This is a genomic window from Actinoplanes sp. NPDC023801 (assembly GCF_040639655.1).
GTDB lineage: Bacteria > Actinomycetota > Actinomycetes > Mycobacteriales > Micromonosporaceae > Actinoplanes.
Map to the genome: position 1 here is coordinate 94,181 of NZ_JBFAAI010000022.1, position 21,485 is coordinate 115,665.

Below are 21,485 nucleotides of genomic sequence, written 5' to 3' on the forward strand. Positions count from 1 at the left end.
CTGGGCCGCCGTCGACGCTGTCGACGGCGGCCCAGCCGGGTGTCAGTTCGAGAAGGAAAGGGTGGCCAGGGTTGTGGCGGGGGTGTCGAAAAGGACGAATACGGCGTGGGTCCCGGTCAGCTGAGGGATCGGGGCGGTCACCTCGGTCAGGGCGCCGGCCGTCGGCGGGATCGTTAGGGTGGCCACGACCGGGCCGCCGAGCGGGTCGTCCAGGCGGATGACGATGGTGGACGCGACGTCGGCGGAGCCCGCCAGGGCGCGGACACGGGACGCCGCGCCGTCGAAGGCCACGTCGTCGAAGACGGCCCAGGCACCGGGCTCGTCACTGCGCAGAGCCTCCCGGGGGGACTCGGCGATCGCCACGGGGGTCGTTTGCGCGTACCCATCGTTGTCGATCATCCTGAGCCCGGACCGCGGTGACCGGGCCGGAATGCGTTCGCCGTGGACGCGTAGCGTCGCCGTGAGGCGCCAATCGGTGCTTGACGCGCCGACCGCGACCGTGTGCGTGGCGTCCTCGACCACCCAGCGGGAGCGGGTGACGTCCCAGAACGCCAGTTCGGCGGCCGGGAGCAGCAGTTCCACGGTGGCCCGTTCGCCGGGTCCGAGCCGGACATGCCGGTATCCGCGTAGGCGGCGCAACGGCTGCTTCACCCGGGAGCGCTGCTGGCGGGTGTAGAGCTGGACGACCTCGACACCGGGGCGGTCGCCGGTGTTGACCACGTCGACGGTGACGGTGACCTCGCCGCCGGCGTCCACCGAATCCGCGCTGACCCGCAGGTTCTCGTAGGCGAAGCGGGTGTACGACAGACCGTGCCCGAACGGGAAGAGCGGGACGCCACGGTAGTAGAGGTACGTCGCGTCGGACGCGATGATGTCGTAGTCGAGCAGGTCCGGCAGGTCGCCGGCGTCGGTGTACCAGGTCTGGGTGAGCCGTCCGGACGGGTCCACCGGCAGCCCGGTGCGGTCGCTGCCGAACAGCACGTCGGCCAGGGCGGTGCCGTGTTCCTGACCGCCGTGCGCGGACCAGACCACGGCCGGCAGGTTGTCCCTGGCCCAGCCGATCGCGTACGGATAGCTGCTGGTCAGCACGAGCACGGTACGCGGGTTGGCGGCGTGCACGGCGCGGGCCAGCGCGTCCTGGGTGCCGGGCAGGTCGAGGTCGCGGCGGTCCTCGGTCTCGCGGCCGGCCACCAGCGGATGGTTGCCGAGGGCCAGCAGCACCACGTCGGCTCCGGCGGCCAGCCCGGCGGCCGCGGCAACCCCGTCGACCAGCAGGTCCACGGTGAACACGGTCGCGTCGGCGGCGGTCACGGCGGCGGTCCGGACCAGCCCGTCCTCGCCGGCGACCAGGTAGCGACGGCTCTGCACGTGTCGCAGCACCAGACCGTCACCGGCCGGTTCGAAGCGGAACGTCTCGCGGACCTCCCAGCCGTTCGGGCCGGGCCGGTCGTCGACGAGCAGGTGCGAGTCAGGACCGAGACCGTCCGCGCCGACGAACCGGCCGCTCGCCACGCTGCGCAGCGAGACGGTCTCCTCGCCCCAGTCGAGCACGTCGAACAGGGCGGTGTCCGGGACCTCGTCGGACGCGGTCACCCGTACGGGGCCGTCGCCGGTGCTCAGATATCCGGCCGGGCTGCGCAGCGCCATCCGGTCGACGCCCTCGTGGTGGACGACCTCCGCACCCCGTCCGGTGATCGCGTCGAGCAGGGTCCGCCGGTACGGGGGAGTGCCGCTGTACCAGTCGTCGAACGTCGTGGCCGCGAGCGGGCCGATGACCGCGATCCGCCGGGTGGCGGCCGGGTCGAGCGGGAGGATGCCGTCGTTGCCGAGCAGCACGATCGACGCGCGGGCGGCCTCCCGGGCCAGCGCGCGATGCTCCGGGCAGTCGATCACCCCCGGCGGGGTGTCCCGGTACGGGTCGGCCCCGGGGTTGAACTCGCCGAGGCGGATCCGGACCGAAAGGATGTGCCGCACCGCGGCGTCCACGTCGGACTCGGTGATGAGCCCGCGGTCCAGTGCCGTGGTGAACGACGCCTCGGACAGCGGCCCCGGCTCGGTCACGCAGTCGATGCCGGCCCGTAGTGCGGCCGCGAACCCGGCGGGGTGGTCCTCGGTGATCTTCTGGTCGCCGGCCAGGTTCTGCACGGCGTAGGCGTCGCCGACAACCATCACGTCGTCCTCGGCCCAGCCCCGGAGCACCTCGTTGATCAGCGGGCTGAGATGGGTGGCCCGGCCGTTCACCAGGTTGTAGGAGGCCATCACAGCGACCGCGGCCCCGGCGGTGATGGCCGGCCGGAACGCGGGCAGCTCATATTCGTGCAGCACCCGCGGCGGCATGTTGCTGGAGGTGAGACACCGGTCGGTCTCGTTGTTGTAGGCGAGGAAGTGCTTCAGGGTCGGCGCGGTCCGCAACCACCGGGGGTCGTCGCCGCGCAGGCCACCGGAGTACGCCGTGCTCAGCACACCGGTGAGCCACGGGTCCTCGGCGTAGCCCTCCTCGTTGCGGCCCCACCGCGGATCGCGCAGCGGGTTGACCACCGGCGCCCAGACGTTGAGGCCGACGTTGTCCGGGTCCCGGTGATGCATGGCGCGCACCTCGGTGCCGACGGCCGTGCCGACACGTCGCAGCAGGTCCGGGTCCCAGCTGGAGGCGAGACCGACGGCCTGGGGGAAAGCGCTTGCCACGCCGAGCCAGGCTACGCCGTGCAGCGCTTCGGTTCCGGTGCGGAACGACCCGATGCCGAGCCGGGGGACGGCGGCCTGGTGCTGATGCAGGAGGGCGATCTTCTCCGCCAGGTCGAGCCGGCTCAGGAGGTCGGAAACCCGCGCGGCGAGCTTCTGCTGCGGGTCGCGAAAGACGATGCGAGAGGAGGATTCGGTCACAACGTATTCCTTCGGGACAAGCCGGTCGTCGAAGCGCTTCGACAGCGTGGCGGAAGAAGCCTCCGCGAGTGGTTTCGCGAATGTTTCGGTCGGAGTTCCCTGAGGCTCGCACCACAGTTACGGCTTGGTCAAGGCGCTACGGGCATGTTTGGTCATCGATTGTTACCCGCTCTGCGCCTCCAATGTGGTGACCAGTGGTCCGATCCGGACCGCGGCTCACCACGCCGAGGGCCGCCGCGGCGCCCGTGGTGACCTGCTCCCCACACGGGCGGGGTGGCGGTGTGCGTGGTGACTTGCGCCCACGGGCGGACCGTAGGTGACCACGCGGGTTACGGCGTCGGGGGCAGGGTCCCGGTGTCGACGCGGTCCAGGTGGGACACTGCCCCGCCCAGGGCCGCAGCGTGCAGGCCCAGCGACGAGACGGTCAGCCGCGCACCCCCGGCGGCCGGTGCGAGGGTGTTGCGCGCGAGCTCGGCCTCCGCTGCCGGCAGGATCCACTCGGCCAGCGCCGCGTAATGGTCGCCCAGCACGATCACCTCGGGGTTGACCAGGTTCGTCAGCAGGGCCAGTCCTTGCCCGAGGTGACATGCGGTGTCCCGCAGCGCCGCGAGTACGTCCGGCTCCCCGGCCCGGGCCAGGATGGCCACCTGCTCGACCGCGGGTGTCAGGTCGGTCAGTGACTCCGGGTCGAAACCGGGCAGTGCCCGCCGGACCAGTGGCTCGACGCCGGCCAGGTCGGTCAGGGTGGGGGAGCCGGCCGGTCCGAGCGAGAACCGTCCGATCTGGCCGGTGAATCCGCGCGAGCCGTGCAGGAGCCGGCCGTCGGCCACGATCCCGGCCTCGACACCGGCCGCGCCGGTGATGTAGGTGAGATCGAGTTCAGCCGGGTGGCCACCCTGCCGCAGTTCGGCGACGGCGGCCAGGCCGGCGTGGTTGGCGACGGCGACGTCGAGGCCGGGCTGCCGCAGGGAGCCGGAGAGCAGGCCGCGCAGGTCGACGTCGGACCAGCCGAGCGGCGGCGAGAGCCGCACCGTTCCGCTCTGCTCGACGAGTCCCGGCACCGCCACGGTGAGCCCCAGAACCTGCCGGCCCTGTTGACGCACCCGGCTGGCGGCGCGCTGGGCGAGTGCGGTCACCTCGCTGACCGCGCGGCCGGGGCCGGTGGTGGCCGGGCCGCCGTCGAACCGCCGGTGCCAGAGCAGCAGCTGGTCGCCGGCGAAGTCGACGGCGAGCGCGGTGAGCCGGTCGGCCGCGACCTGCAGGCCGATCGCGGCATAGGCGGAGCCGTCGAGGGCCAGGGCGGTGCTGGGCCGTCCGATCCGGTTGCCGCTGAGGCCGGTTTCGCGGAGGAGCCGCTGCTCGATCAGGCTGCCGGTGAGGCTGGAGACGGTGGCCTTGTTGAGGCCGGTGGACGCGGCGATCGAGGCGCGGGAGCTGGGCCCGTTGGCGCGCAGGTGCCGCAGCACCACGGCCAGATTCGTGGCGCGCACGTCGGTGAAGTCGGCCGGTTGTGGGTCGGCCCGGGTGGTCTTCACATCAAGCTCCGTCTCGGCCGGGCGCGTGCTGTCCGCCTGGTCATCTTGCCGCATCAGCGCGGTCCGTCGTCTCCCTTGACCGGTGCCCGCGCCGGTGGGTGCGCTCCCATTCGACGCTTGTCGGGTCGGCACCATGTCAGTTAGCTTGTCTTCGATGTACTTAGTTTAGACGCTAACCAAACTAAACCCATAACGGAAGGGTGGTGCGCCGTGCGGAGAGCAGTGGAAGGCGCGTCGACGAACAGGCGGAGCTTCCTCGGGCTGGTCGGCCTCGGCGCGGCCGCGGTGGCCAGCGGCGGCACGCTCGCGGGTTGCAGCAAGGACCCCAGCTCCAAGGGCTCCGCCACCACCGCCGAGCAGGCCGCCGGCGTGGTTCCCAACTTCAAGGACTCCACCCTGGTTCCGCCGGACGTCAAGGGCGTGCGGCCGATGGCCGACGGCTACCTGAAGTACCCGGCGTCACTTGCCGACGCGGTCTCCGAGAAGGCGATCACCAGCGGCAAGCCGGTCACCGCGACGACACCGTGGTGGGGTCCCGCGCCGCCGGCCGCCAACAAGCTGGTCGAGGCGGTCGGCGCCGACATGGGCGGTGCGATCAACTTCAGCATCCAGGACGGCAACACCTACGGCGACAAGCTCAACACCATGCTCGGTGCGCGGGACGTGCCCGAGCTGACCTGCATCCCGGGCTGGGAGATCGCCAAGCTGGCCCGGTTCAGCGACGGTGTGCACGCCCTGTTCGAGGACCTGACGCCCTACCTGGCCGGCGACAAGGTCAACGCGTACCCGCTGCTCGCCGGCCTCGACACCCGCGCCTGGCAGGACTCGGTGTGGGGCGGCAAGCTGATGGGCGTCCCGTTCCCGACCGACGCGCCCTTCCCGTCGGTGCTGTTCGTCCGCAAGGACGTCACCGAGCAGCGCGGCATCGCGGACCCCACCTCGCTGGACGAGCTGTACCAGTTCGGCAAGAGCCTCACCAACGCCGACAAGGGCGAGTGGGCGTTCGGCGACATCTGGCTCGAGGTGCAGCAGATCTGCGGTGCCGGCGGCTCGGAGAACGGCTGGATGAAGACGGCCGACGGCAAGGTCGTGCACCGCATGGAGACGCCCGAGTACAAGCGGGCCGTCGAGTTCATGGCCCGGCTCTACGCCGAGAAGCTGATCCACCCCGACATCGCCTCCAGCAAGGGCGGCGACACCCAGGCCCTCTTCAAGGGCGGCAAGATGTTCATGTACGGCACGGGCGGCGGCTCCTGGAAGGAGGTGTGGCGTCCGGCCGTACAGATCAACCCGAAGTTCAACATGCAGGCCGTGAAGGTGTTCGGCGCCGACAAGGGCAAGCCGCCGGTGCGCTGGCAGACCCGCTCGGCGATCATCTGGACGTTCATCAAGAAGGGCGTCGGCCAGGACCGGGTGCAGGAACTGCTGCGGGTGCTCAACTACACCGCGGCGCCGTTCGGCACCAAGGAGTGGGAGCTGCAGAACTACGGCGTCGAGGGCACCCACTTCAAGCGGGATGCCAGCGGTACGCCGGTCACCAACGACCTGTGGGTCAAGGAGTTCGCGAACCAGTTCATCTTCCTCGGCGGCCGCCCGCCGGTGGTGGTGGGCGGTCCGGACATCCCCACCTACGCGGCGGACTTCGTGAACTGGGGGAACGACGCGACCCAGTACCTCGAGAAGAACCCCTGGGACGGCATCAAGGTGGAGACGCCGACCCAGATGGCGGCCATCGCGCAGCCGACCGAAGACAAGATCACCGACATCCTGCGTGGGCGTACGCCGGTGGCTGATCTTGAGAAGGTCGTCTCGGAATGGCGGGCCGGCGGCGGCGACGCGGGCCGCGACTTCTACGCCAAGGTCCTGGCTGACAACGGACGATGAGCGCGCCACCGGTCGCCGCCGAACCGCAGGCCGCGGTGAAGAAGGCGAAGAAGAACGTCAAGGCCGTCCCGCGGCAGCAGCTCTCCTTCGGGAAGCGGCTGCGGCGGGACTGGCCGCTGCTGCTCATGTGCCTTCCCGCGATGGCGTTGCTGCTGGTGTTCCACTATGTGCCGTCGCTCGGCAACATCATCGCCTTCCAGGACTACAACCCGTTCGTCGGGGACGACCCGCTGGAGGCGTTCCTCTACAGCGAGTGGATCGGGTTCGGTAATTTCGAGTACCTGTTCGGGACGCCGGCGTTCTGGGACTCGGTGGTCACCACCCTGTCGATCACCGCGTTCCAGCTGGTCTTCTACTTCCCGATCCCGATCCTGCTGGCGATCCTGCTGAACAGCATCATCTCGCCGAGGATCCGCTCGCTGGTGCAGAGCGTCGTGTACCTGCCGCACTTCTTCAGCTGGGTGCTGGTGGTCTCGCTGTTCCAGATGATGCTCGGTGGCGCCGGCCTGCTCGCGCAGACCCTGCGGCAAGCCGGATACACGCCGCCGGAGATCATGACCAACCCGGACACGTTCATGTTCCTGATCACCTCGCAGGCGCTCTGGAAGGACGCCGGCTGGGGCATGATCGTCTTCTTGGCGGCACTGGCGGCCATCGATCCCGCGCTGTACGAGGCGGCCGCCGCCGACGGGGCCGGCCGGTGGCGCCGGATGTGGCACATCACCCTGCCCGGCTTGCGGTCGGTGATCGTGCTGCTGCTGATCCTGCGCCTCGGTGACGCGCTGAACGTCGGCTTCGAGCAGTTCATCCTGCAACGCGAGATGGTCGGCCGAGAGGCGGCCGAGGTGGTCGACACCTACGTGTACTACCAGGGCATCGCGGTGCAGCAGTGGGGTGTCGGCGCGGCCGCCGGGCTGTTCAAGGCCGTGATCGGAATCCTCCTGATCGTTGGCGCCAACAAGCTGGCACACCGGTTCGGCGAGCAAGGGATCTATTCGAAATCATGAGCGCAGACACGGTCGTCCGGCCCCGCCGCAAATCGCTACGCCCGGTGTGGGAGGAGAAACCCACACTGCTCGGCCAGTTCGGCAAGGGCACGATCCTCACCGCGGTGGTGGCGATCGTGCTGGTGCCGCTCTGGGTCGTCGTGGTCACCAGCCTCTCGTCCGAGAAGACGATCAACGACGCCGGCGGGTACGTCTTTCTCCCGCGCGAGTTCGATCCCCGCGCCTACGTGGTGATCTTCTCGGGCGGCCAGGTCACCGACGCGATCCTGGTCAGCACGATCGTCACCCTCGCCGGTACGGCCCTGAGCCTGGTCGTCACGGTGCTCGCCGCGTACGGCCTGTCCCGGCCCGGCACGCTGGGACACCGGTCGATCCTGTTCTATTTCCTGCTGACATTCCTGATCTACCCGGGCATGATCCCCAGCTATCTGGTGGTGACCGGTCTGGGGCTGAAGGACAACCTGCTCTCGCTCATCCTGCCGACCGCGATCAGCGCGTTCAACCTGGTGGTGCTCCGGGCATTCTTCATGAGTATCCCGGGCGAGCTGTACGACAGCGCGCGCATCGACGGCGCCGGTGAGCTGCGCATCCTCACCCGGATCGTGCTGCCGTTGTCGAAGGCGGTGACCGCCGTGGTCGGACTGTTCTACGCGGTCGGCTACTGGAACGCGTTCTTCAACGCGATCCTCTACATCGACCGCAACGATCTCCAGCCGATCCAGCGGGTGCTGCAGCAGTTCATCCTGGCCGGGCAGTCCCCGTCGACGTCGGGTGCGGCGGTCGCCATCCCCGGCCTGGGTTCGTCCGTGCCGCCCAGCCTGGCGATCAAGATGGCCGTCGTGGTGGTGACGATCGTGCCGGCGCTCATCATCTATCCGTTCATCCAGCGCCACTTCACCAAGGGCGTCATCATCGGCGCCGTGAAGGGCTGAGCTGGCTGTGTTTTCTGGCTTCGCTTCGCTCCGCGGCAAAACGCCTTGTAACCGGTGACGAGGCAGGCGATTTCCCGCCCACCCAGCAAACCCCGCTGGGCGTCGGCAAACCGACTGCCTCGTCACCGGCGGCGTTTTGCGGGTCGTAACCTGGCTACGACCTCGCGTCGACTACGTGGTGGGGGCGACCCGCGCTCATGGTGACCGTGTCGGTTCTGCCGGATGGGAGTCCGAGGCGGAGCGTGCGGTCGGTGGGTGAGGTCAAGGTTGCACTGAGTTGGGTGGGGGACCAGGTCAGGTCTACGGTCACCGGGCCTCGGGCGATCAGGCCGTGGACTGAACCCGTGGGCCAGGCTTTGGGGAGGGCGGGGAGCAGGTCGATTTTGGCCACGCCGTCGGCGCCGACGTCCCGGCTGCGCAGCAGCATCGCCACGACCAGGGCCGGCAGGGCGCCGGCCAGGTCCACGTTGAACATGTGATCCCGATTGTGGGTGGGCACCAGGCTGGGCCGCCAGTACGCCTCGGAGATCCTCGTCAGGGCCGCGTACGCCTCCTCGGCCAGCCCGAGGTGCGCGGCGGCCACACCGAGGAGCGCGAGACCGTACCCCATCTCGTCGGAGGCCTCGCTCAGCCACCAGCGCAGGCGGGCCCGCACCGCCCGTACCGCCGCGGTGTGCAGTGCCTGGTCCTCGTCGAACGCCGGATCCCCGCCGTAGTAGAACGGGTAAAGGTGGCTGCAGTGACGGTGCTCGTGGTTGTCCGGGAACCGTGGGTCGACCCATTCGGCCAGCTCACCGGCGTCGTTGACGCGCATCTGGGGCAGCGCCGCGAGCAGCTGCCGCCAGCGGAGCGCGTCGGGATCGTCCAGGCCCAGGACCTCGGTGGCGGTCAGCAGGCCACGCAGCAGGGCGGCCACCGCCTGCACGTCCAGGGTGGCGTCGACCGAGGCCTGCGCGCCCGAGCCGCCGGGATCGTTCTCGGGGGAGTACGACGGGCTGAACCGCGCCCGTCCGCCGGAGATCGTTGCGAAATGCAGGTGGAACTCGGCGGCCTCGCGCAGGAACGGCAGCGCGCGCTCCCGCAGGAACACGAGGTCACCGGTGTGCTGCCAGTGCTCCAGGTAGAGCCGGGCCAGCCAGGCGGCGCCGGCGGTCCAGAAGGTCAGGCACCAGATCGGGCCGAAGTGGTTCTGCCGGCCGTGCGTGCCGAGGTGGGCGGGCGCGAACAGGCCGGGCAGCCCGTAGAGGCGCCGGGCGTTCTCCCGGAAGTCGTCGCGCAGCTCGTCGAGCAGGTCGAACAGCGGGGGCATCAGTTCCGGCGTGCCGGTCGGGTGAACGGCGAGCAGTGCGGCCTGCAGGTTGCCGTCGATGGTCCAGCCGCTGCGCCACGGCGGCGACCAGGTGCCGCTCCACACGCCCTGCAGGGTCGGCGGCCGGGTGCCGGTGCTGCTGATGATCGCGTACCGGCCGGCGTCGAAGAGCTGCTGCGCACGATGCCCGCCGAGGTCGAGTTCCACCCGGCCGAACAGGTCGCGATGGACGGCGGTGTGCTCCTCGAGGAGGTCGCCGAAGCCGCCTTCCGGCAGTTCGGCGAGGGCGTCGGCCGGCGTTCGTGTTCCGGTCACGGTCCGGGCGACGATCAAGATCCCCTCTTCGGTACGCCGTACGCGTACCGCCAAGGTCCAGCCGTCGAGGGCTCCCGCCCAGTGTGGTCCGCCGAATCGCCCGGTGAGGACGAGATCGTCACCGGACCGGTCGAGCGTGTACTCGATCGGCTGCTCGGGCTCGCCGTCGATCGGTGCGGCGGTCACCGTCCCGCCGGTACCGGTGACCAGCACGACGAGCACGTCCGCGGCCCGGGACACGAACGCGTCCACGGTCACCCCGGCCCACTCCTGCCGTACCACTCCGGTGGTGAAGTCGGTGCCGCGGAGATAGCCGTCCCCCGTGCGGTCCGGCGTGAACGTCAGCGTCCCGGCTCCGATCAGCGGGTCGATCCAGCGTGTCTCGGCGTACCCGGGATGTTCCCGTACGGCCAGGTCGCAGACCTCGCGAGCCGCGTCACGGAACCGGTCAGCGGCGAGAAGTTCGCGCAGGCGGGGAAGCGCGGGGGCGGTGTGCGGCGCCGGGAGCGGCTCGGTGACCGGCTGAAAAAGGTCCTCGTGGGCGAGGGTGAATCGCAGCGCTGCCGGCGAGCCGTAGCAGAGCACGCCCTGCCGCCCGTTACCGCTGATCAGCGCGCGTTCCCAGTCCTCGGTGGCCACGGCGTCACGGAACGACGGATTGACGTTGTTCTGCACGGCTCATATTTTGTTTAGAGTTCAAACTAATAGCAAGGGTGGGTTTGCGGATGCTCTTCTTCGGCGGCGACTACAACCCGGAGCAGTGGCCGGAGGAGGTCTGGGCGGAGGACGTCGCGCTGATGCGGCGGGCCGGGGTCAACATCGCCACGGTCGGCGTCTTCTCCTGGTCGAACCTCGAGCCGGAGCGGGGCCGCTACGAGTTCGGCTGGCTCGACCGGGTGCTGGACCTGCTGCACGCGGGCGGCATCAAGGTCGCACTGGCCACCCCGACCGCCTCGCCGCCGCCCTGGTTCAGTCTCGCCCACCCCGAGGCGCTGCCGGTCAACGCCGACGGCGTCCGGCTCACCCACGGCAGCCGGGACACCTACTGCGTGTCGTCGCCGGCCTACCGTGCGGCCGCCCGGGAGATCGCCGGCCGGCTCGCCGAGCGGTACGCCCACCACCCGGCGCTGGCGATGTGGCATGTGCACAACGAGTACGGCACCGACTGCCGCTGCGATGTCACCGCGGCCGCGTTCCGGACCTGGCTGCGTAAGAAACACGGCGACCTCGACGCCCTCAACGAGGCGTGGACCACGGCATTCTGGAGCCAGCGCTACTCCGCCTGGGAACAGATCATGCCGCCGCGCACCACCCAGTACCTGTCCAACCCGGCCCACGCGCTCGACTTCCGCCGTTTCCTCTCCGACGAACTGCTCGGCGGCTTCGTCGAGCAGCGTGATCTGCTGCGCGCCGCCAACCCGGAGGTGCCGGTCACCACCAACTTCGTACAGGGCGGCTGGGTCAGCGTGGACCATGCCCGCTGGGCCGAGGAGGTCGACATCGTCGCGGTCGACCACTACCCCGACGACGCCGGGCCGGGCGCCGAGGAGGAGACGGCGTTCGCCGCCGACCTGGCGCGTGGCTGGGGCGGCGGATCGTGGCTGCTCATGGAGACGGGACCCAACCTGATCTACACGCGCGGCCGGATGCACGCCAAGGAACCGGGACGGCTGACCGCGCACAGCCTGAGCTATGTGGCCCGGGGGTCGAGCGGGGCGATGTACTTCCAGTGGCGGCAGCCGCGCGGCGGGGCCGAACTGTTCCACTCGGCGCTGGTGCCGCACGCCGGGCCGGACACTCCGGTGTTCCGCGAGGCGGTGGCGCTGGGGCGTACCCTCCGGAATCTCTCCGAAGTGGCCACGGCCGACCCGCCCGCCGCGAGCGTCGCGGTGACCTGGGACGCGCCCTCCTGGTGGGCGCTGCAGGCGCCCGGACTGCCGTCGAAGGACATCGACTACCTCGGCGCGGTACGCCAGGCGCACCGCGCGCTGTTCCGGGCCAAGCTGCAGACCGACTTCGTCTTCCCCGGTGTCGCCACCGGGTTCGGCGACTACGCGATGATCGTCGTGCCGCATCTATACCTGGTGTCCGACGAGGCGGCCGCCGCCTTCCGTGACTACGTGGCGGCCGGCGGGCACCTGGTGGTGACCTATCTGAGCGGGATCGCCGAACCCGACACCCGGATCCGGCTCGGCGGTTATCCCGGTGCCTTCCGCGAGATCCTGGGGGTACGGGTGGTCGAGTGGCACCCGCAGCCCTCCGGCACCACGATCACCCTTGACGACGGCCTGACCGCGGACCGCTGGATCGAACGGGTCGAGACCGCCGGCGCCGAGACGATCAGCCTCTATGCCGGCGGGCCGCTGGCCGGAGCCCCCGCGGTTACCCGGAACCGGTACGGCTCGGGCAGCGCCTGGTACGTGTCGACCGGCCTGACCGACGACTCCCTCCAGACCCTGCTGAGCCGGGTCGCGCGGGAGGCCGGGGCCGAGCCGGTGCTGACCGGGCTGCCACCGGAGGTCGAGGCGGTACGCCGTGGTGATCTGCTCTTCCTCTTCAACCACGGCAGTGTGCCGGCCGATGTCGGTGACGTCGTGGTGCCGGCCGGCGGGGTACGGATCCGGTCAGCCGTGGAAGGCCCGGCGGTAGGCCGAGGGTGACGTGCGCATGACCTGTCCGAAGTGGTGCCGGTAGGTGACCGTGCTCTCGAAGCCGACCGCGGCGGCCACCTCCTCGATCGGTGTGCCGGACGCCTCCAGCAGGGCGAGGCTGGCCTGCACCCGCTGGTTGATCAGCCAGCGGATCGGGGTGGTCCCGGTGGCCCGCGCGAAGTGCCGCAGATAGGTGCGCTCGGACATGTGCGCACGCCGGGCCAGCACCTCGGCGGTGATCGGCTCGGTCAGGTTGCCGAGCGCCCACTCCATGCTGCGGGACAACCGGTCGTCGTCCGGTTCGCCGGGCATCGGCGCCTCGATGAACTGGGCCTGACCGCCGTCCCGGTGCGGCTGCACCACCAAGCGACGGGCCACCATGTTCGCCACCTTCGGGCCGTGATCGCAACGGATCACGTGCAGGCACAGGTCGAGGCCCGCCGCACTGCCCGCGCTGGTCAGCACGTCGCCGTGGTCGATGTAGAGCACGTCGGCGTCGACGAGGACGTCCGGGTGGCGGTGGCGCAGGGTCTCCGCGTACCGCCAATGGGTGGTGGCCCGCCGGCCGTCCAGCAGGCCGGCCCCGGCCAGCGCGAACGCCCCCGAGCAGATGGACATGATCCGTGCACCGCGGCGGTGGGCGTGCCGCAGGGCGGCCACCAGCTCGGGCGACGGGCCGACACGGACGTCCGGCACTCCGGGAACGATCAGCGTGTCCGCGGCCGCGAAGGTGTCCAGGCCGTGCTCGGTGTGCATCGCGGCGCCACCGACCAGGCGGACCGGCCCGCGTGTCTCGGCGCAGATCGTCAGCTCGTACCAGGGGAAGTCGAACTCGGGGCGGGGCAGCCCGAACACCTCGGTGACGATGCCGGTCTCGAAGACGGACATCCCCTGATAGGCGAGAACAGCCACGCGGCGCATGGCGGGATCTTAGCGGTAGGTGGCGCCGCCGCCACTGGGCCGGCGCCCTCGCGGGCGGCACGATCTATTCCATGACCAGCGCGATCGAATACTTCAGCAACCGCCTCCGCTTCGAGACCGACGTCAGCGACGTCCACCACGATCTCGAGGCGGGTACGCCCGGCGTGGTGGTCGTCGACACCCGCAGTACCGAGTCGTGGGACCAGGGCCGCATCCCGGAGGCGATCCACCTGCCCACCCGGGAGATCGCCGCCCGCGCCGCCGACCTGGTCCCGGCCGGCAGCGAGGTGGTCACCTACTGCTGGAGCCCCGGCTGCAACGGGGCCACCAAGGCCGCACTGGAGTTCGCCCGGCTCGGATACCGGGTCAAGGAGATGATCGGCGGATACGAGTACTGGGTGCGCGAGGGCTTCCCGGTCGACACCGCCGAGGGACGGATCGCCCGGCCCGCCGACCAGCTCACCGCCCCGGCCGGGGTGGCCTGCGGCTGCTGAGTCAGGCCACCTCGTCCGCTGCCACCCGGGCCCGGCGACCGACCGTCACTGTCTCCACCACGTTGATTGCCACCAGCACCAGGACCAGCAAGGACAGTGCCACCACCGCGGGTAGCAGCACAGCCAGCGGCAGAAGCGCCAGCGAAGCCAGAGCGGCCGCACCCCGGCCGTACGCCGGGGTGCGGAACATCCGCCAGCGGGTGTAGACGAAAGTGCCCAGGTAGAGGGCCGTGCCGCCGAAGAGCAGGGCGGCCGCGTCCATGTGCAGGTGGCCGCCCGGGTGCGCGACCACCTCCGCCAGGCCCACGGCGACGGCGATCACGGCGGCGATCAGGAACAGATGGCCGTACGCCAGGACGGTGCGGATCACGTCGGTCTGCACCGTCGCGGTGGCCAGCGCATGACGGATGCCGTCCGCCGCATACGAGAAGTAGACCCACCAGAGGCCGCAGACCAGCGCGAACGCGGCCGCCACGGCGAGCAGGCGGGCCGCGGTCAGCGACTCGCCCGCGGCCACCCCACCGACCGCCACCACCGACTCGCCGAGCGCGATGATCTGGAACAGGCCGAACCGCTCGGGCAGATGATGTGTGTCGAACTTGATCAGGGCCAGCCGGCGGCGGACCAGACGCGGGACGAGCAGGTCGATCGCCGCGGCCGCCGCCCACAGCCCGATCCGCGCCCAGCCGTCGAGCAGGCCGCCGGCCAGCATCATCGGTCCGGTGACGACGACCGAGACGCTGAACGTGTTGACCGGGATGTTGCGCCAGCCGCGGAAGACCAGCGCCGCCAGGATCAGCCGTGCCGCCCAGTACGCCGCGCCGAGCAGGACACCGCGATCCTCATAGGCGTAGGGCACGGCGAGCGCCATGAACAGGCTCGCCAGCCCGACCCCGAAGACACCCAGCCGATCGACCGGGTTGTCCACGTCGTGGGTGTTGCCGTGGATCGACGTGCCGACCCACGCCCAGTAGATCGGCACGAAGACGATCAGCGCCCGGCCGACACCACCCCATGAGTGGTCGTCGTGCAGCAGGTGCGACACCTGCGTGACGGCGAAGACGAAGACCAGGTCGAAGAAGAGCTCAGCCCAGGTGACCCGTTTTTCCACGGGACACAACCTAGCGCAACAGTGTGTCCAGATAGGGGTTACCGAACGTCCCCTGTGGATCAAAACGATCGACAAGTGCGACGAAGTCGTCGAAGCGTTCGTAGGACTCGCGCAGCCCGGCCGGAGCCGTCGTGAAGATCTTGCCCCAGTGCGGGCGGGCGTCGAGCGGTGCGAGCGCCTTCTCCAGGTCGGCGACCACCGGCAGGACGGCCTCGGTGTCGGCGATCCAGGTGAAGTGCAGGGCCAGGCTGTCCCGGCCGTGGTTCGGGCTCAGCCACAGGTCGTCGGCGGCGATCGTACGGATCTCGCAGACCTGAAGAACCGCCGCGACCCGCTCCCGGAGCCCGGCCACCGCCCCGATCGCGGACAGTGCCTCGCTGCGGGGCACGTGCCACTCCGACTGCAGTTCCTCGCCGCTGCTCGGGGTGAACTCCATCCGGAAGTGCGGCAGCCGCTCGTGCCAGGGGCCGGGCACGCCACCCTGCTCGGTGCAGTTGACGGTGGGCATGCCGGGCACCGGGTGCCGCGGGCCGTCGGCCGGGCGGGCGCCGAAGAGGTCGCCGGAGAGCTCCTCCGCGCGTTTGAGCCACACCTGGTCGATGCCGGCGCCGGTCCAGCGGGTGAAGAGGCTGACGCTGTAGCCGGCCGACAGGATCTCCTCGAGATGCCCGGGCAGGGACGCCTCGGGCAGGTTCTCGTAGACGTACTGCCGCAGCTCGAAGGCGGGGACGACATCAAGGGTCAGCGCCGTGACGACGCCGAGTGCTCCGAGGCCGACGACCGCTCCGGCGAAACTCGGGTCGGACCGGTCGAGGACCGTCACCGAGCCGTCGGCACGGAGGATCTCCAGGCCGGAGACCGCGGTGGCCAGGTTGCCGTGTCGCACACCGGAGCCGTGGGTGGCGGTGGCGACCGCCCCGGCCACCGAGATGTGCGGCAGTGACGCCATGTTGTGCACGGCCAGGCCCTCGGCGGCGAGGTGGGCGGCGAGCTCGCCGTACCGGATGCCGCCGTCGACCCGGACCGAGGTGCGGTCGGCGCTGATCTCGACGGTGCGTGGCAGAGCGGCCAGGGACACCAGGTCACCGTCGGTGTCGGCGAGCCGGTTGAACGAGTGCCCGCTACCGAGGACCCGCACGCGTTCCGAACCGGAGACCACCTCACGCAGCTCGTCGAGGGTGCGCGGCCGGTGCAGCCGTCGCGCGCCGAATTCGATGTTCCCGGCCCAGTTGGTCAGACGTTCCCGCATCACCCCACCCTAATCCGGCTCCCGATCTTCGAGGTATTGCCTGTTCACGGGTGCGGCATCAGCGGAGCGGGTTAGGGTCGGTCGACCCGTGGTGAGAGCGAGGGGGATACGGGATGGCGTCGATCTTGGTAGCGGAGGACGACACCGACATCGCGCAACTTCTCGCCACCGTGCTGAGCAATGCGGGGCATACCGTTCACACCGCGCCGACCGGCCCGGCCGCCCTCGACATGATCGGTGAGACCGGCCCGGACCTGGTCATCCTGGACCATCACATGCCGGGCATGAGCGGTCTGGACGTGGCCGGGCGGCTGCGCGGCGACACGGCCACCGCCTCGATCCCGTTGATCATGCTGTCCGCTGCGGCACCGGCCGCCGCCCGCGGGCTCTGCGATGTGACCATCTCCAAGCCGGTGCGCCCGAAGCACGTGGTGGAGGCGGCAAACGAACTGCTCGCCGCGCGCCGCAACGGGGAGACGCCGGAGCAGCACGACGCCGCTCATCAGCTCGTCGACGTCGAGCGGCTGCTCGCGGTCTCCGACTTCCTGACCCGGCCGGCGCACGCCGACGCCCTGGACGCGTTCGCCGAGCGGCTCACCGAGCTGACGGGGGTGCCGGCCGCCGCCATCACCCTGGTCCTCAACGACAGTGTGGTGGTGGCCGGATCGCACGGCATGCCGCGCTGGGTCCGCGAGGCCGGGGGTGTGCCGGCCGAGTGGTCGCCGGACACCATCGTGGTGGCCGAGGACGTGCCGGTGCTGATCAGCGACAGTGCCGCCGACGAGGAGTACGCCACGTCTCCGCTCTTCTCGGTGAGTGGGGTGCGGTCCTATGCGAGCGTGCCGTTGCACTCGCCCCAGGGGCACGTGGTGGGAACCCTGTGCGTGATGGACGAGACGCCGGGCACCTGTACCGAGGACACCGTGCAGATCCTGCATTCCCAGCGTGCGCAGGCGTTGCTCCTGCTGGCTCGCGCCGGGTGATCCCTAGTTTTATGAGGATTTCTCCGGTGTTACCGAAAGTTATTTCAGGCGTCACAATTCCTGTGTGATCACTGTGTCACCTTCTGTGGTGATATGCAGTCTTAAGTGCGACTAACCGCCCCGTCTCACGTTTGGCGTGATCCAAATCGAGATGCTGTGCACGTTCTCTCGTAACGAAACCTGCGTCACAATCAGTCACGCCCATGGCGTTGGTGCGGGCAGTATGCAGCCCGGCGGAATCGCGAACGAGAGGAACAGCGCGAGATGGCGCAGATCCATCATTTCGAGTACGGGGCGCTGACCCCAACAGTCAGCTACATCCTCTCCGTACTCGGATCACTACTCGGTCTCACCAGCGCTGTCCGGCTCCGGTCTGCCAAGACCAGCGGCGAGCGGTTCTGGTGGCTGGCCCTTGCCGCGGTCGCCATCGGCGCGACGGGCATCTGGAGCATGCACTTCGTGGCCATGATGGGCTTCGACGTGGACGGCACGCCGATCCGTTACGACATCCCCCTCACCGTCGCGAGTGCCGTCATCGCGCTGGTCTCGGTCGGTGTCGGCCTGGCCATCGCGCTGCTCGGGCAGACCGCTTCCAAGATCCGGATCCTGATCGGTGGCGTCCTGGCCGGACTCGGCGTCGCGGCCATGCACTACACCGGAATGGCCGCCATGCAGCTGCGTGGCGAGATCCACTACTCCGGTCGTGAGGTGATCGCATCGATCGCGATCGCCGTGGTCGCGGCGACCGTCGCGCTCTGGCTCACCCTGGTCGTCACCAAGCCGATCGCCATCTTCATCTCCGCTCTGGTGATGGGCATCGCGGTCAACGGCATGCACTTCACGGGCATGCTCGCCATGTCGGTGGTGCCGCAGAGCGAGTTCGGCTCGGTCGAGGGCGCTACCGCGGCCGGCCTGCTGGTACCGGTCGGTGCCGCGGTGGTCTTCGCCATCATCGGCATGGGGTACGCCCTCGTCTCGGCCCCCACCGAGGAGGACCGGGCGGCCGCCGAGTACCTGCGGGCGCGCATCGACACCCGGCACGCCCAGGAACGAGCCCAGGCCCAGGCGGCGTCGCAGGTTCCGTTCGGCGGTCAGCCTGCCGGTCAGCAGCCGCAGCAGCAGCCGGGTGGTCGTGCCGGGCGCACCACTCTCGGTGACGGTTCCTGGACGTACCGCGACCGCGGTCGTCAGTGAACCATTCTGGACTTGGCACGGGCCGCCTGGCTCGTCACCGATCAGCGGATCGGCCCGATGCCGAGTCGAAAAGGGTTCATCAGATCCGGCCCCGGGCCGATGGCGCCCTAACGACTGTCCGTTCTTAATCAGCCGAACCGTCAGCTGATCGATCCGCTAGTTCCCGCCCTGTGTGGCTAGGTTTGCAGGGCGGGACGGGAAACGTGAAACGTGCGGAGAGCTGGGGGAACAGGCGTGGCGGTAGGGATTCTCGGTACCGGGTCGTACCTCCCGGAGCGGGTCGTGACCAATGTGGACCTGCTCGCGCTGGTGCCCGACGCGGATCCCGAGTGGGTGTCCCGGAAGACCCTGATCGAGGCGCGCAGGTTCGCCGCCCCCGATCAGGCGGCCTCCGATCTGGCGGTTCGCGCGGCGCACTCGGCGCTGGAGCGGGCCGGGGTGACGGCGGCCGAAATTGACTACATCATCGTCTCCACGTCCACCGGGGACTCACCGCAGCCGCCGACCTCGAATCTGGTCCAGTACGCGATCGGGGCCACCCGGGCCGCCTGCTTCGACGTCAACGCGGTCTGCGCCGGCTTCGTCTACGCCCTCGGGGTGGCGAACGGTCTGGTCCGGACGAGCCCCGACGCGCTGGTGCTGGTGATCGCCGCGGACATCTACTCGCGGATCCTGGACTTCGGTGACCGGCGTACCGCCGTGCTCTTCGGTGACGGCGCCGGTGCCGCGGTGGTCGGCCGGGTGCCCGAGGGTTACGGCATCATCGACCTGGATCTGGCCTCGCGCGGCGACGCCAACGACCTGATCCACGTCAAGGCGGGCGGCAGCCGCCTGCCGGCCTCCGCGGAGACGGTCGCCGCCGGTGATCATTACTTCCGGATGAACGGCCGCGGGGTCCGCGACTTCGTGGCGACCTCGGTGCCGCCGGCGCTCGACGCCCTCCTGCGGCGCAACGATTTCAAGGCCGAGGACGTCGACCACTTCGTGCCGCATCAGGCCAACGGCATCATGCTGCAGGAACTGGTGAACGCGGCCGGCTTCCAGAACGCGCACACCCACCTGACGCTGCCCTGGTACGGCAACGTGGGCAGCGCGTCCCTGCCGGTCACCCTGGACGAGGCCAACCGTGACGGCTCGCTGCGCGACGGCGAACTCGTGCTGCTGGCCGGCTTCGGCGGTGGCATGTCGATGGGTGCGGCTCTGGTGCGCTGGGGGCACTGACGTTCGTTTGCGAAAAGACCGGCCCGATTTTTCATGACGGGCCGGTCTTTTTCGTTATTTGGGCTCGACCAGCCAGGCCCATGCCCGCTGCAGGCCGGTGGCCCGGTTCTCGGCCAGTCCGGCCGGTGCGTCGGCGGCCGGCGTGGCCAGCCGTCCGGCCGGCTCGGCGACGATCACGCCGTGCTCGAACAGGCCGTCGACCTGGTCGCCGCCGGCGAACCGGTGCCCGTCCGCGGTCTTGATCAGCAGGCCGTGGAAGATGTTGGCCTGTTCGTCGGCGAGCACATGGTCCACCGTGCCCACCGGGTCGCCGGAGCGGTCGTAGACGTCGGTGCCGTCCTTCAGAACGAGGTACGACACCGGCGCGCCAAGGTCCTCTGGTGCGGTGTGCTGTGTCATGTGTTCGCTTTACCCGCCTCCGCGACGATTCAGCCGACCCCGGCAACATCATCTTTTCGGTCGAGTTGTTCTAAACATTTTGTCCGTATTATCTTTTTCATGCCGAAACGCCGCCGTAAGCGCCCGCCTTTGCGTTGAATCCGCATATTGTCCGTTTCGTCAGGCCGGCTGATGAAGCGGGCGGACTCAGGTACTGGAGGATTTCTGATGCGGAAGACACAGCGACTCGGGGCGATCGTCGCCCTGTCCACGGCGGCTGTCGGCATGGCGGCGACGGTCGCCGCGGCCCCGGCCGGCGCGGCGCCTCGCGGCCCCCAGCCGGTGTCGAGCTGGCTCCAGTCGGTGCGGGCCAACACCGGGAGCTGGGTGACCATTCACTGGCGCACCGACCGGCCGATCTGCGACGCCGAGGTCCGGGTTCGTGGCGAGCGGGTGCGAGTCGACTACACCGGCTTCAAGCGGTCGGCGTCGTTCTCCCGCGGTGACAAGCTGTGGCCGGGACGCAACGACTTCACCAAGATCCGTGTCACGCCGCAGATGCGGCGGCCGGGTGTGGCCAAGCTGTGGGCGACCATCTCGTACGACCAGTGCGGCTTCAGGTCGCGCACCCAGACGCGCACGGCGGTGCTCTCGCTGCCCGTGCTGCGGAACACCGGCCCGGGTGGCCACGGCGGTCCGGGCGGTCCCGGGCACGGCTACCCGGGCGGCCCGAACCACGACGGTCCCGGCGGTCCGGGGCACGGCGGTCCGGGGCAGGGCCCGAAGGATCCGCAGGGACCCTACGGGCCGGGGCAGGGCGGCCCTGGTCAGCACACCCCCGGTGGTGGCCAGGGCACGTCCGCCGGCACCCAGCAGCAGACCGGCACCCAGCAGCCGGGCACCGGCACTCAGCAGCAGGCCGGTGCTCAGCAGCCGGGCACCGGCAGCCAGCAGCAGACCGGTACTCAGCAGCCGGGCACTGGCACTCAGCAGCAGGCCGGTGCTCAGCAGCCGGGCACCGGCAGCCAGCAGCAGACCGGTACTCAGCAGCCGGGCACTGGCACTCAGCAGCAGGCCGGTGCTCAGCAGCCGGGCACCGGCAGCCAGCAGCAGACCGGTACTCAGCAGCCGGGCACCGGTGCTCAGCAGCCGGGCACCGGCGCTCAGCAGCAGGCCGGTACTCAGCAGCCGGGCACTGGCACTCAGCAGCAGGCCGGTGCTCAGCAGCCGGGCACCGGCACCCAGCAGGCCGGCGGCCAGCAGGGCACCGGCAGCCAGCAGCAGGCCGGCGGTCAGCGGGACAACGGCGGTCAGCGGGACAACGGCGGCCAGCGGGACAACGGCGGGCGACAGAACAATGGCCCGCGTAACGGCGGCGAGAACGGCCCGCGCAATTGATCATGATTCGATGAGCGCCG

Annotated in this window: 16 protein-coding genes; 9 read left to right on the plus strand and 7 right to left on the minus strand. The window is 70.0% G+C overall.

The window, feature by feature from the left end:
- Positions 1 to 42: 42 nt before the first annotated feature.
- Together AB0G04_RS31590 and AB0G04_RS31595 are read right to left on the minus strand one after the other, a co-directional pair.
- Positions 43 to 2,883: a glycoside hydrolase family 3 C-terminal domain-containing protein gene (locus AB0G04_RS31590; RefSeq protein WP_360990102.1), complete on the minus strand. Its 2,841-nt coding sequence runs from the start codon at positions 2,881 to 2,883 to the stop codon at positions 43 to 45.
- Positions 2,884 to 3,212: 329 nt separating this feature from the next.
- Complete coding sequence (locus tag AB0G04_RS31595) at positions 3,213 to 4,418, minus strand: ROK family protein (protein WP_360990104.1); 1,206 nt, start codon at positions 4,416 to 4,418, stop codon at positions 3,213 to 3,215.
- 210 nt (positions 4,419 to 4,628) lie between these two features.
- On the opposite strand from AB0G04_RS31595, the gene AB0G04_RS31600 reads away from it, so the two are divergent.
- From AB0G04_RS31600 to AB0G04_RS31610, 3 genes are read left to right on the plus strand one after another with little or no spacing between them, the layout of a single operon-like run.
- A complete protein-coding gene (locus AB0G04_RS31600) occupies positions 4,629 to 6,302 on the plus strand; it encodes an extracellular solute-binding protein (protein ID WP_360990106.1) in 1,674 nt (557 codons plus the stop codon).
- Positions 6,299 to 7,309: an ABC transporter permease subunit gene (locus tag AB0G04_RS31605; protein WP_360990109.1), complete on the plus strand. Its 1,011-nt coding sequence runs from the start codon at positions 6,299 to 6,301 to the stop codon at positions 7,307 to 7,309. Before AB0G04_RS31600 ends, AB0G04_RS31605 begins: the two co-directional genes overlap by 4 nt.
- On the plus strand, positions 7,306 to 8,241 hold the full coding sequence (locus AB0G04_RS31610; RefSeq protein ID WP_360990112.1) for a carbohydrate ABC transporter permease: 936 nt from the start codon (positions 7,306 to 7,308) through the stop codon (positions 8,239 to 8,241). The genes AB0G04_RS31605 and AB0G04_RS31610 overlap by 4 nt, the downstream gene beginning before the upstream one ends.
- A 154-nt stretch (positions 8,242 to 8,395) precedes the next feature.
- Here AB0G04_RS31610 and AB0G04_RS31615 read toward each other — a convergent pair whose 3' ends face one another.
- Positions 8,396 to 10,540, minus strand: coding sequence for a glycoside hydrolase family 95-like protein (locus AB0G04_RS31615; RefSeq protein WP_360990115.1), 2,145 nt, complete (start codon positions 10,538 to 10,540; stop codon positions 8,396 to 8,398).
- 50 nt (positions 10,541 to 10,590) lie between these two features.
- Here AB0G04_RS31615 and AB0G04_RS31620 point away from each other — a divergent pair, with 50 nt between their 5' ends.
- On the plus strand, positions 10,591 to 12,525 hold the full coding sequence (locus AB0G04_RS31620; protein WP_360990118.1) for a beta-galactosidase: 1,935 nt from the start codon (positions 10,591 to 10,593) through the stop codon (positions 12,523 to 12,525).
- On the opposite strand, the gene AB0G04_RS31625 is transcribed toward AB0G04_RS31620, so the two are convergent.
- Positions 12,490 to 13,437, minus strand: coding sequence for a helix-turn-helix domain-containing protein (locus AB0G04_RS31625; RefSeq protein WP_360990121.1), 948 nt, complete (start codon positions 13,435 to 13,437; stop codon positions 12,490 to 12,492). The two genes, AB0G04_RS31620 and AB0G04_RS31625, sit on opposite strands and share 36 nt — an antisense overlap.
- 71 nt (positions 13,438 to 13,508) lie before the next feature.
- On the opposite strand from AB0G04_RS31625, the gene AB0G04_RS31630 reads away from it, so the two are divergent.
- The gene (locus tag AB0G04_RS31630; protein ID WP_360990124.1) at positions 13,509 to 13,931 is read left to right on the plus strand and encodes a rhodanese-like domain-containing protein; all 423 of its coding nucleotides are present in this window, start codon (positions 13,509 to 13,511) and stop codon (positions 13,929 to 13,931) included.
- Between the two features lies 1 nt (position 13,932).
- Here AB0G04_RS31630 and AB0G04_RS31635 read toward each other — a convergent pair whose 3' ends face one another.
- Both AB0G04_RS31635 and AB0G04_RS31640 read right to left on the minus strand, forming a co-directional pair.
- On the minus strand, positions 13,933 to 15,042 hold the full coding sequence (locus AB0G04_RS31635; protein WP_360990127.1) for a low temperature requirement protein A: 1,110 nt from the start codon (positions 15,040 to 15,042) through the stop codon (positions 13,933 to 13,935).
- 10 nt (positions 15,043 to 15,052) lie between these two features.
- Positions 15,053 to 16,291, minus strand: coding sequence for a D-arabinono-1,4-lactone oxidase (locus tag AB0G04_RS31640; RefSeq protein WP_360990130.1), 1,239 nt, complete (start codon positions 16,289 to 16,291; stop codon positions 15,053 to 15,055).
- Between the two features lie 113 nt (positions 16,292 to 16,404).
- On the opposite strand from AB0G04_RS31640, the gene AB0G04_RS31645 reads away from it, so the two are divergent.
- The 3 genes from AB0G04_RS31645 to AB0G04_RS31655 all read left to right on the plus strand — a co-directional run bounded on the left by AB0G04_RS31645 (position 16,405) and on the right by AB0G04_RS31655 (position 19,689).
- Positions 16,405 to 17,274 carry a response regulator gene (locus AB0G04_RS31645; protein WP_360990133.1) on the plus strand — a complete coding sequence of 290 codons (870 nt, stop codon included), beginning with the start codon at positions 16,405 to 16,407 and terminating at the stop codon, positions 17,272 to 17,274.
- Positions 17,275 to 17,538: 264 nt separating this feature from the next.
- The gene (locus AB0G04_RS31650) at positions 17,539 to 18,468 is read left to right on the plus strand and encodes an MHYT domain-containing protein (RefSeq protein ID WP_360990135.1); all 930 of its coding nucleotides are present in this window, start codon (positions 17,539 to 17,541) and stop codon (positions 18,466 to 18,468) included.
- Between the two features lie 234 nt (positions 18,469 to 18,702).
- Positions 18,703 to 19,689, plus strand: a complete 987-nt coding sequence (locus tag AB0G04_RS31655) for a ketoacyl-ACP synthase III (RefSeq protein ID WP_360990137.1) — start codon at positions 18,703 to 18,705, stop codon at positions 19,687 to 19,689.
- 54 nt (positions 19,690 to 19,743) lie between these two features.
- On the opposite strand, the gene AB0G04_RS31660 is transcribed toward AB0G04_RS31655, so the two are convergent.
- A complete protein-coding gene (locus AB0G04_RS31660) occupies positions 19,744 to 20,049 on the minus strand; it encodes a PRC-barrel domain-containing protein (protein WP_360990140.1) in 306 nt (101 codons plus the stop codon).
- Between the two features lie 246 nt (positions 20,050 to 20,295).
- Between AB0G04_RS31660 and AB0G04_RS31665 the strand changes: the two genes are divergently transcribed.
- Positions 20,296 to 21,465 (plus strand): hypothetical protein, encoded by a 1,170-nt coding sequence (locus tag AB0G04_RS31665; protein WP_360990142.1) that lies wholly within the window; start codon positions 20,296 to 20,298, stop codon positions 21,463 to 21,465.
- Positions 21,466 to 21,485: the final 20 nt, after the last annotated feature.

Coding starts and splice junctions, on each gene's coding strand:
- AB0G04_RS31605 (WP_360990109.1), top strand. CDS start 6,299: ATGAGCGCGCCACCGGTCGCCGCCGAACCGCAGGCCGCGGTGAAGAAG.
- AB0G04_RS31610 (WP_360990112.1), top strand. CDS start 7,306: ATGAGCGCAGACACGGTCGTCCGGCCCCGCCGCAAATCGCTACGCCCG.
- AB0G04_RS31620 (WP_360990118.1), top strand. CDS start 10,591: ATGCTCTTCTTCGGCGGCGACTACAACCCGGAGCAGTGGCCGGAGGAG.
- AB0G04_RS31625 (WP_360990121.1), bottom strand. CDS start 13,437: ATGCGCCGCGTGGCTGTTCTCGCCTATCAGGGGATGTCCGTCTTCGAG.
- AB0G04_RS31630 (WP_360990124.1), top strand. CDS start 13,509: ATGACCAGCGCGATCGAATACTTCAGCAACCGCCTCCGCTTCGAGACC.
- AB0G04_RS31640 (WP_360990130.1), bottom strand. CDS start 16,291: ATGCGGGAACGTCTGACCAACTGGGCCGGGAACATCGAATTCGGCGCG.
- AB0G04_RS31645 (WP_360990133.1), top strand. CDS start 16,405: ATGGCGTCGATCTTGGTAGCGGAGGACGACACCGACATCGCGCAACTT.
- AB0G04_RS31650 (WP_360990135.1), top strand. CDS start 17,539: ATGGCGCAGATCCATCATTTCGAGTACGGGGCGCTGACCCCAACAGTC.
- AB0G04_RS31665 (WP_360990142.1), top strand. CDS start 20,296: ATGCGGAAGACACAGCGACTCGGGGCGATCGTCGCCCTGTCCACGGCG.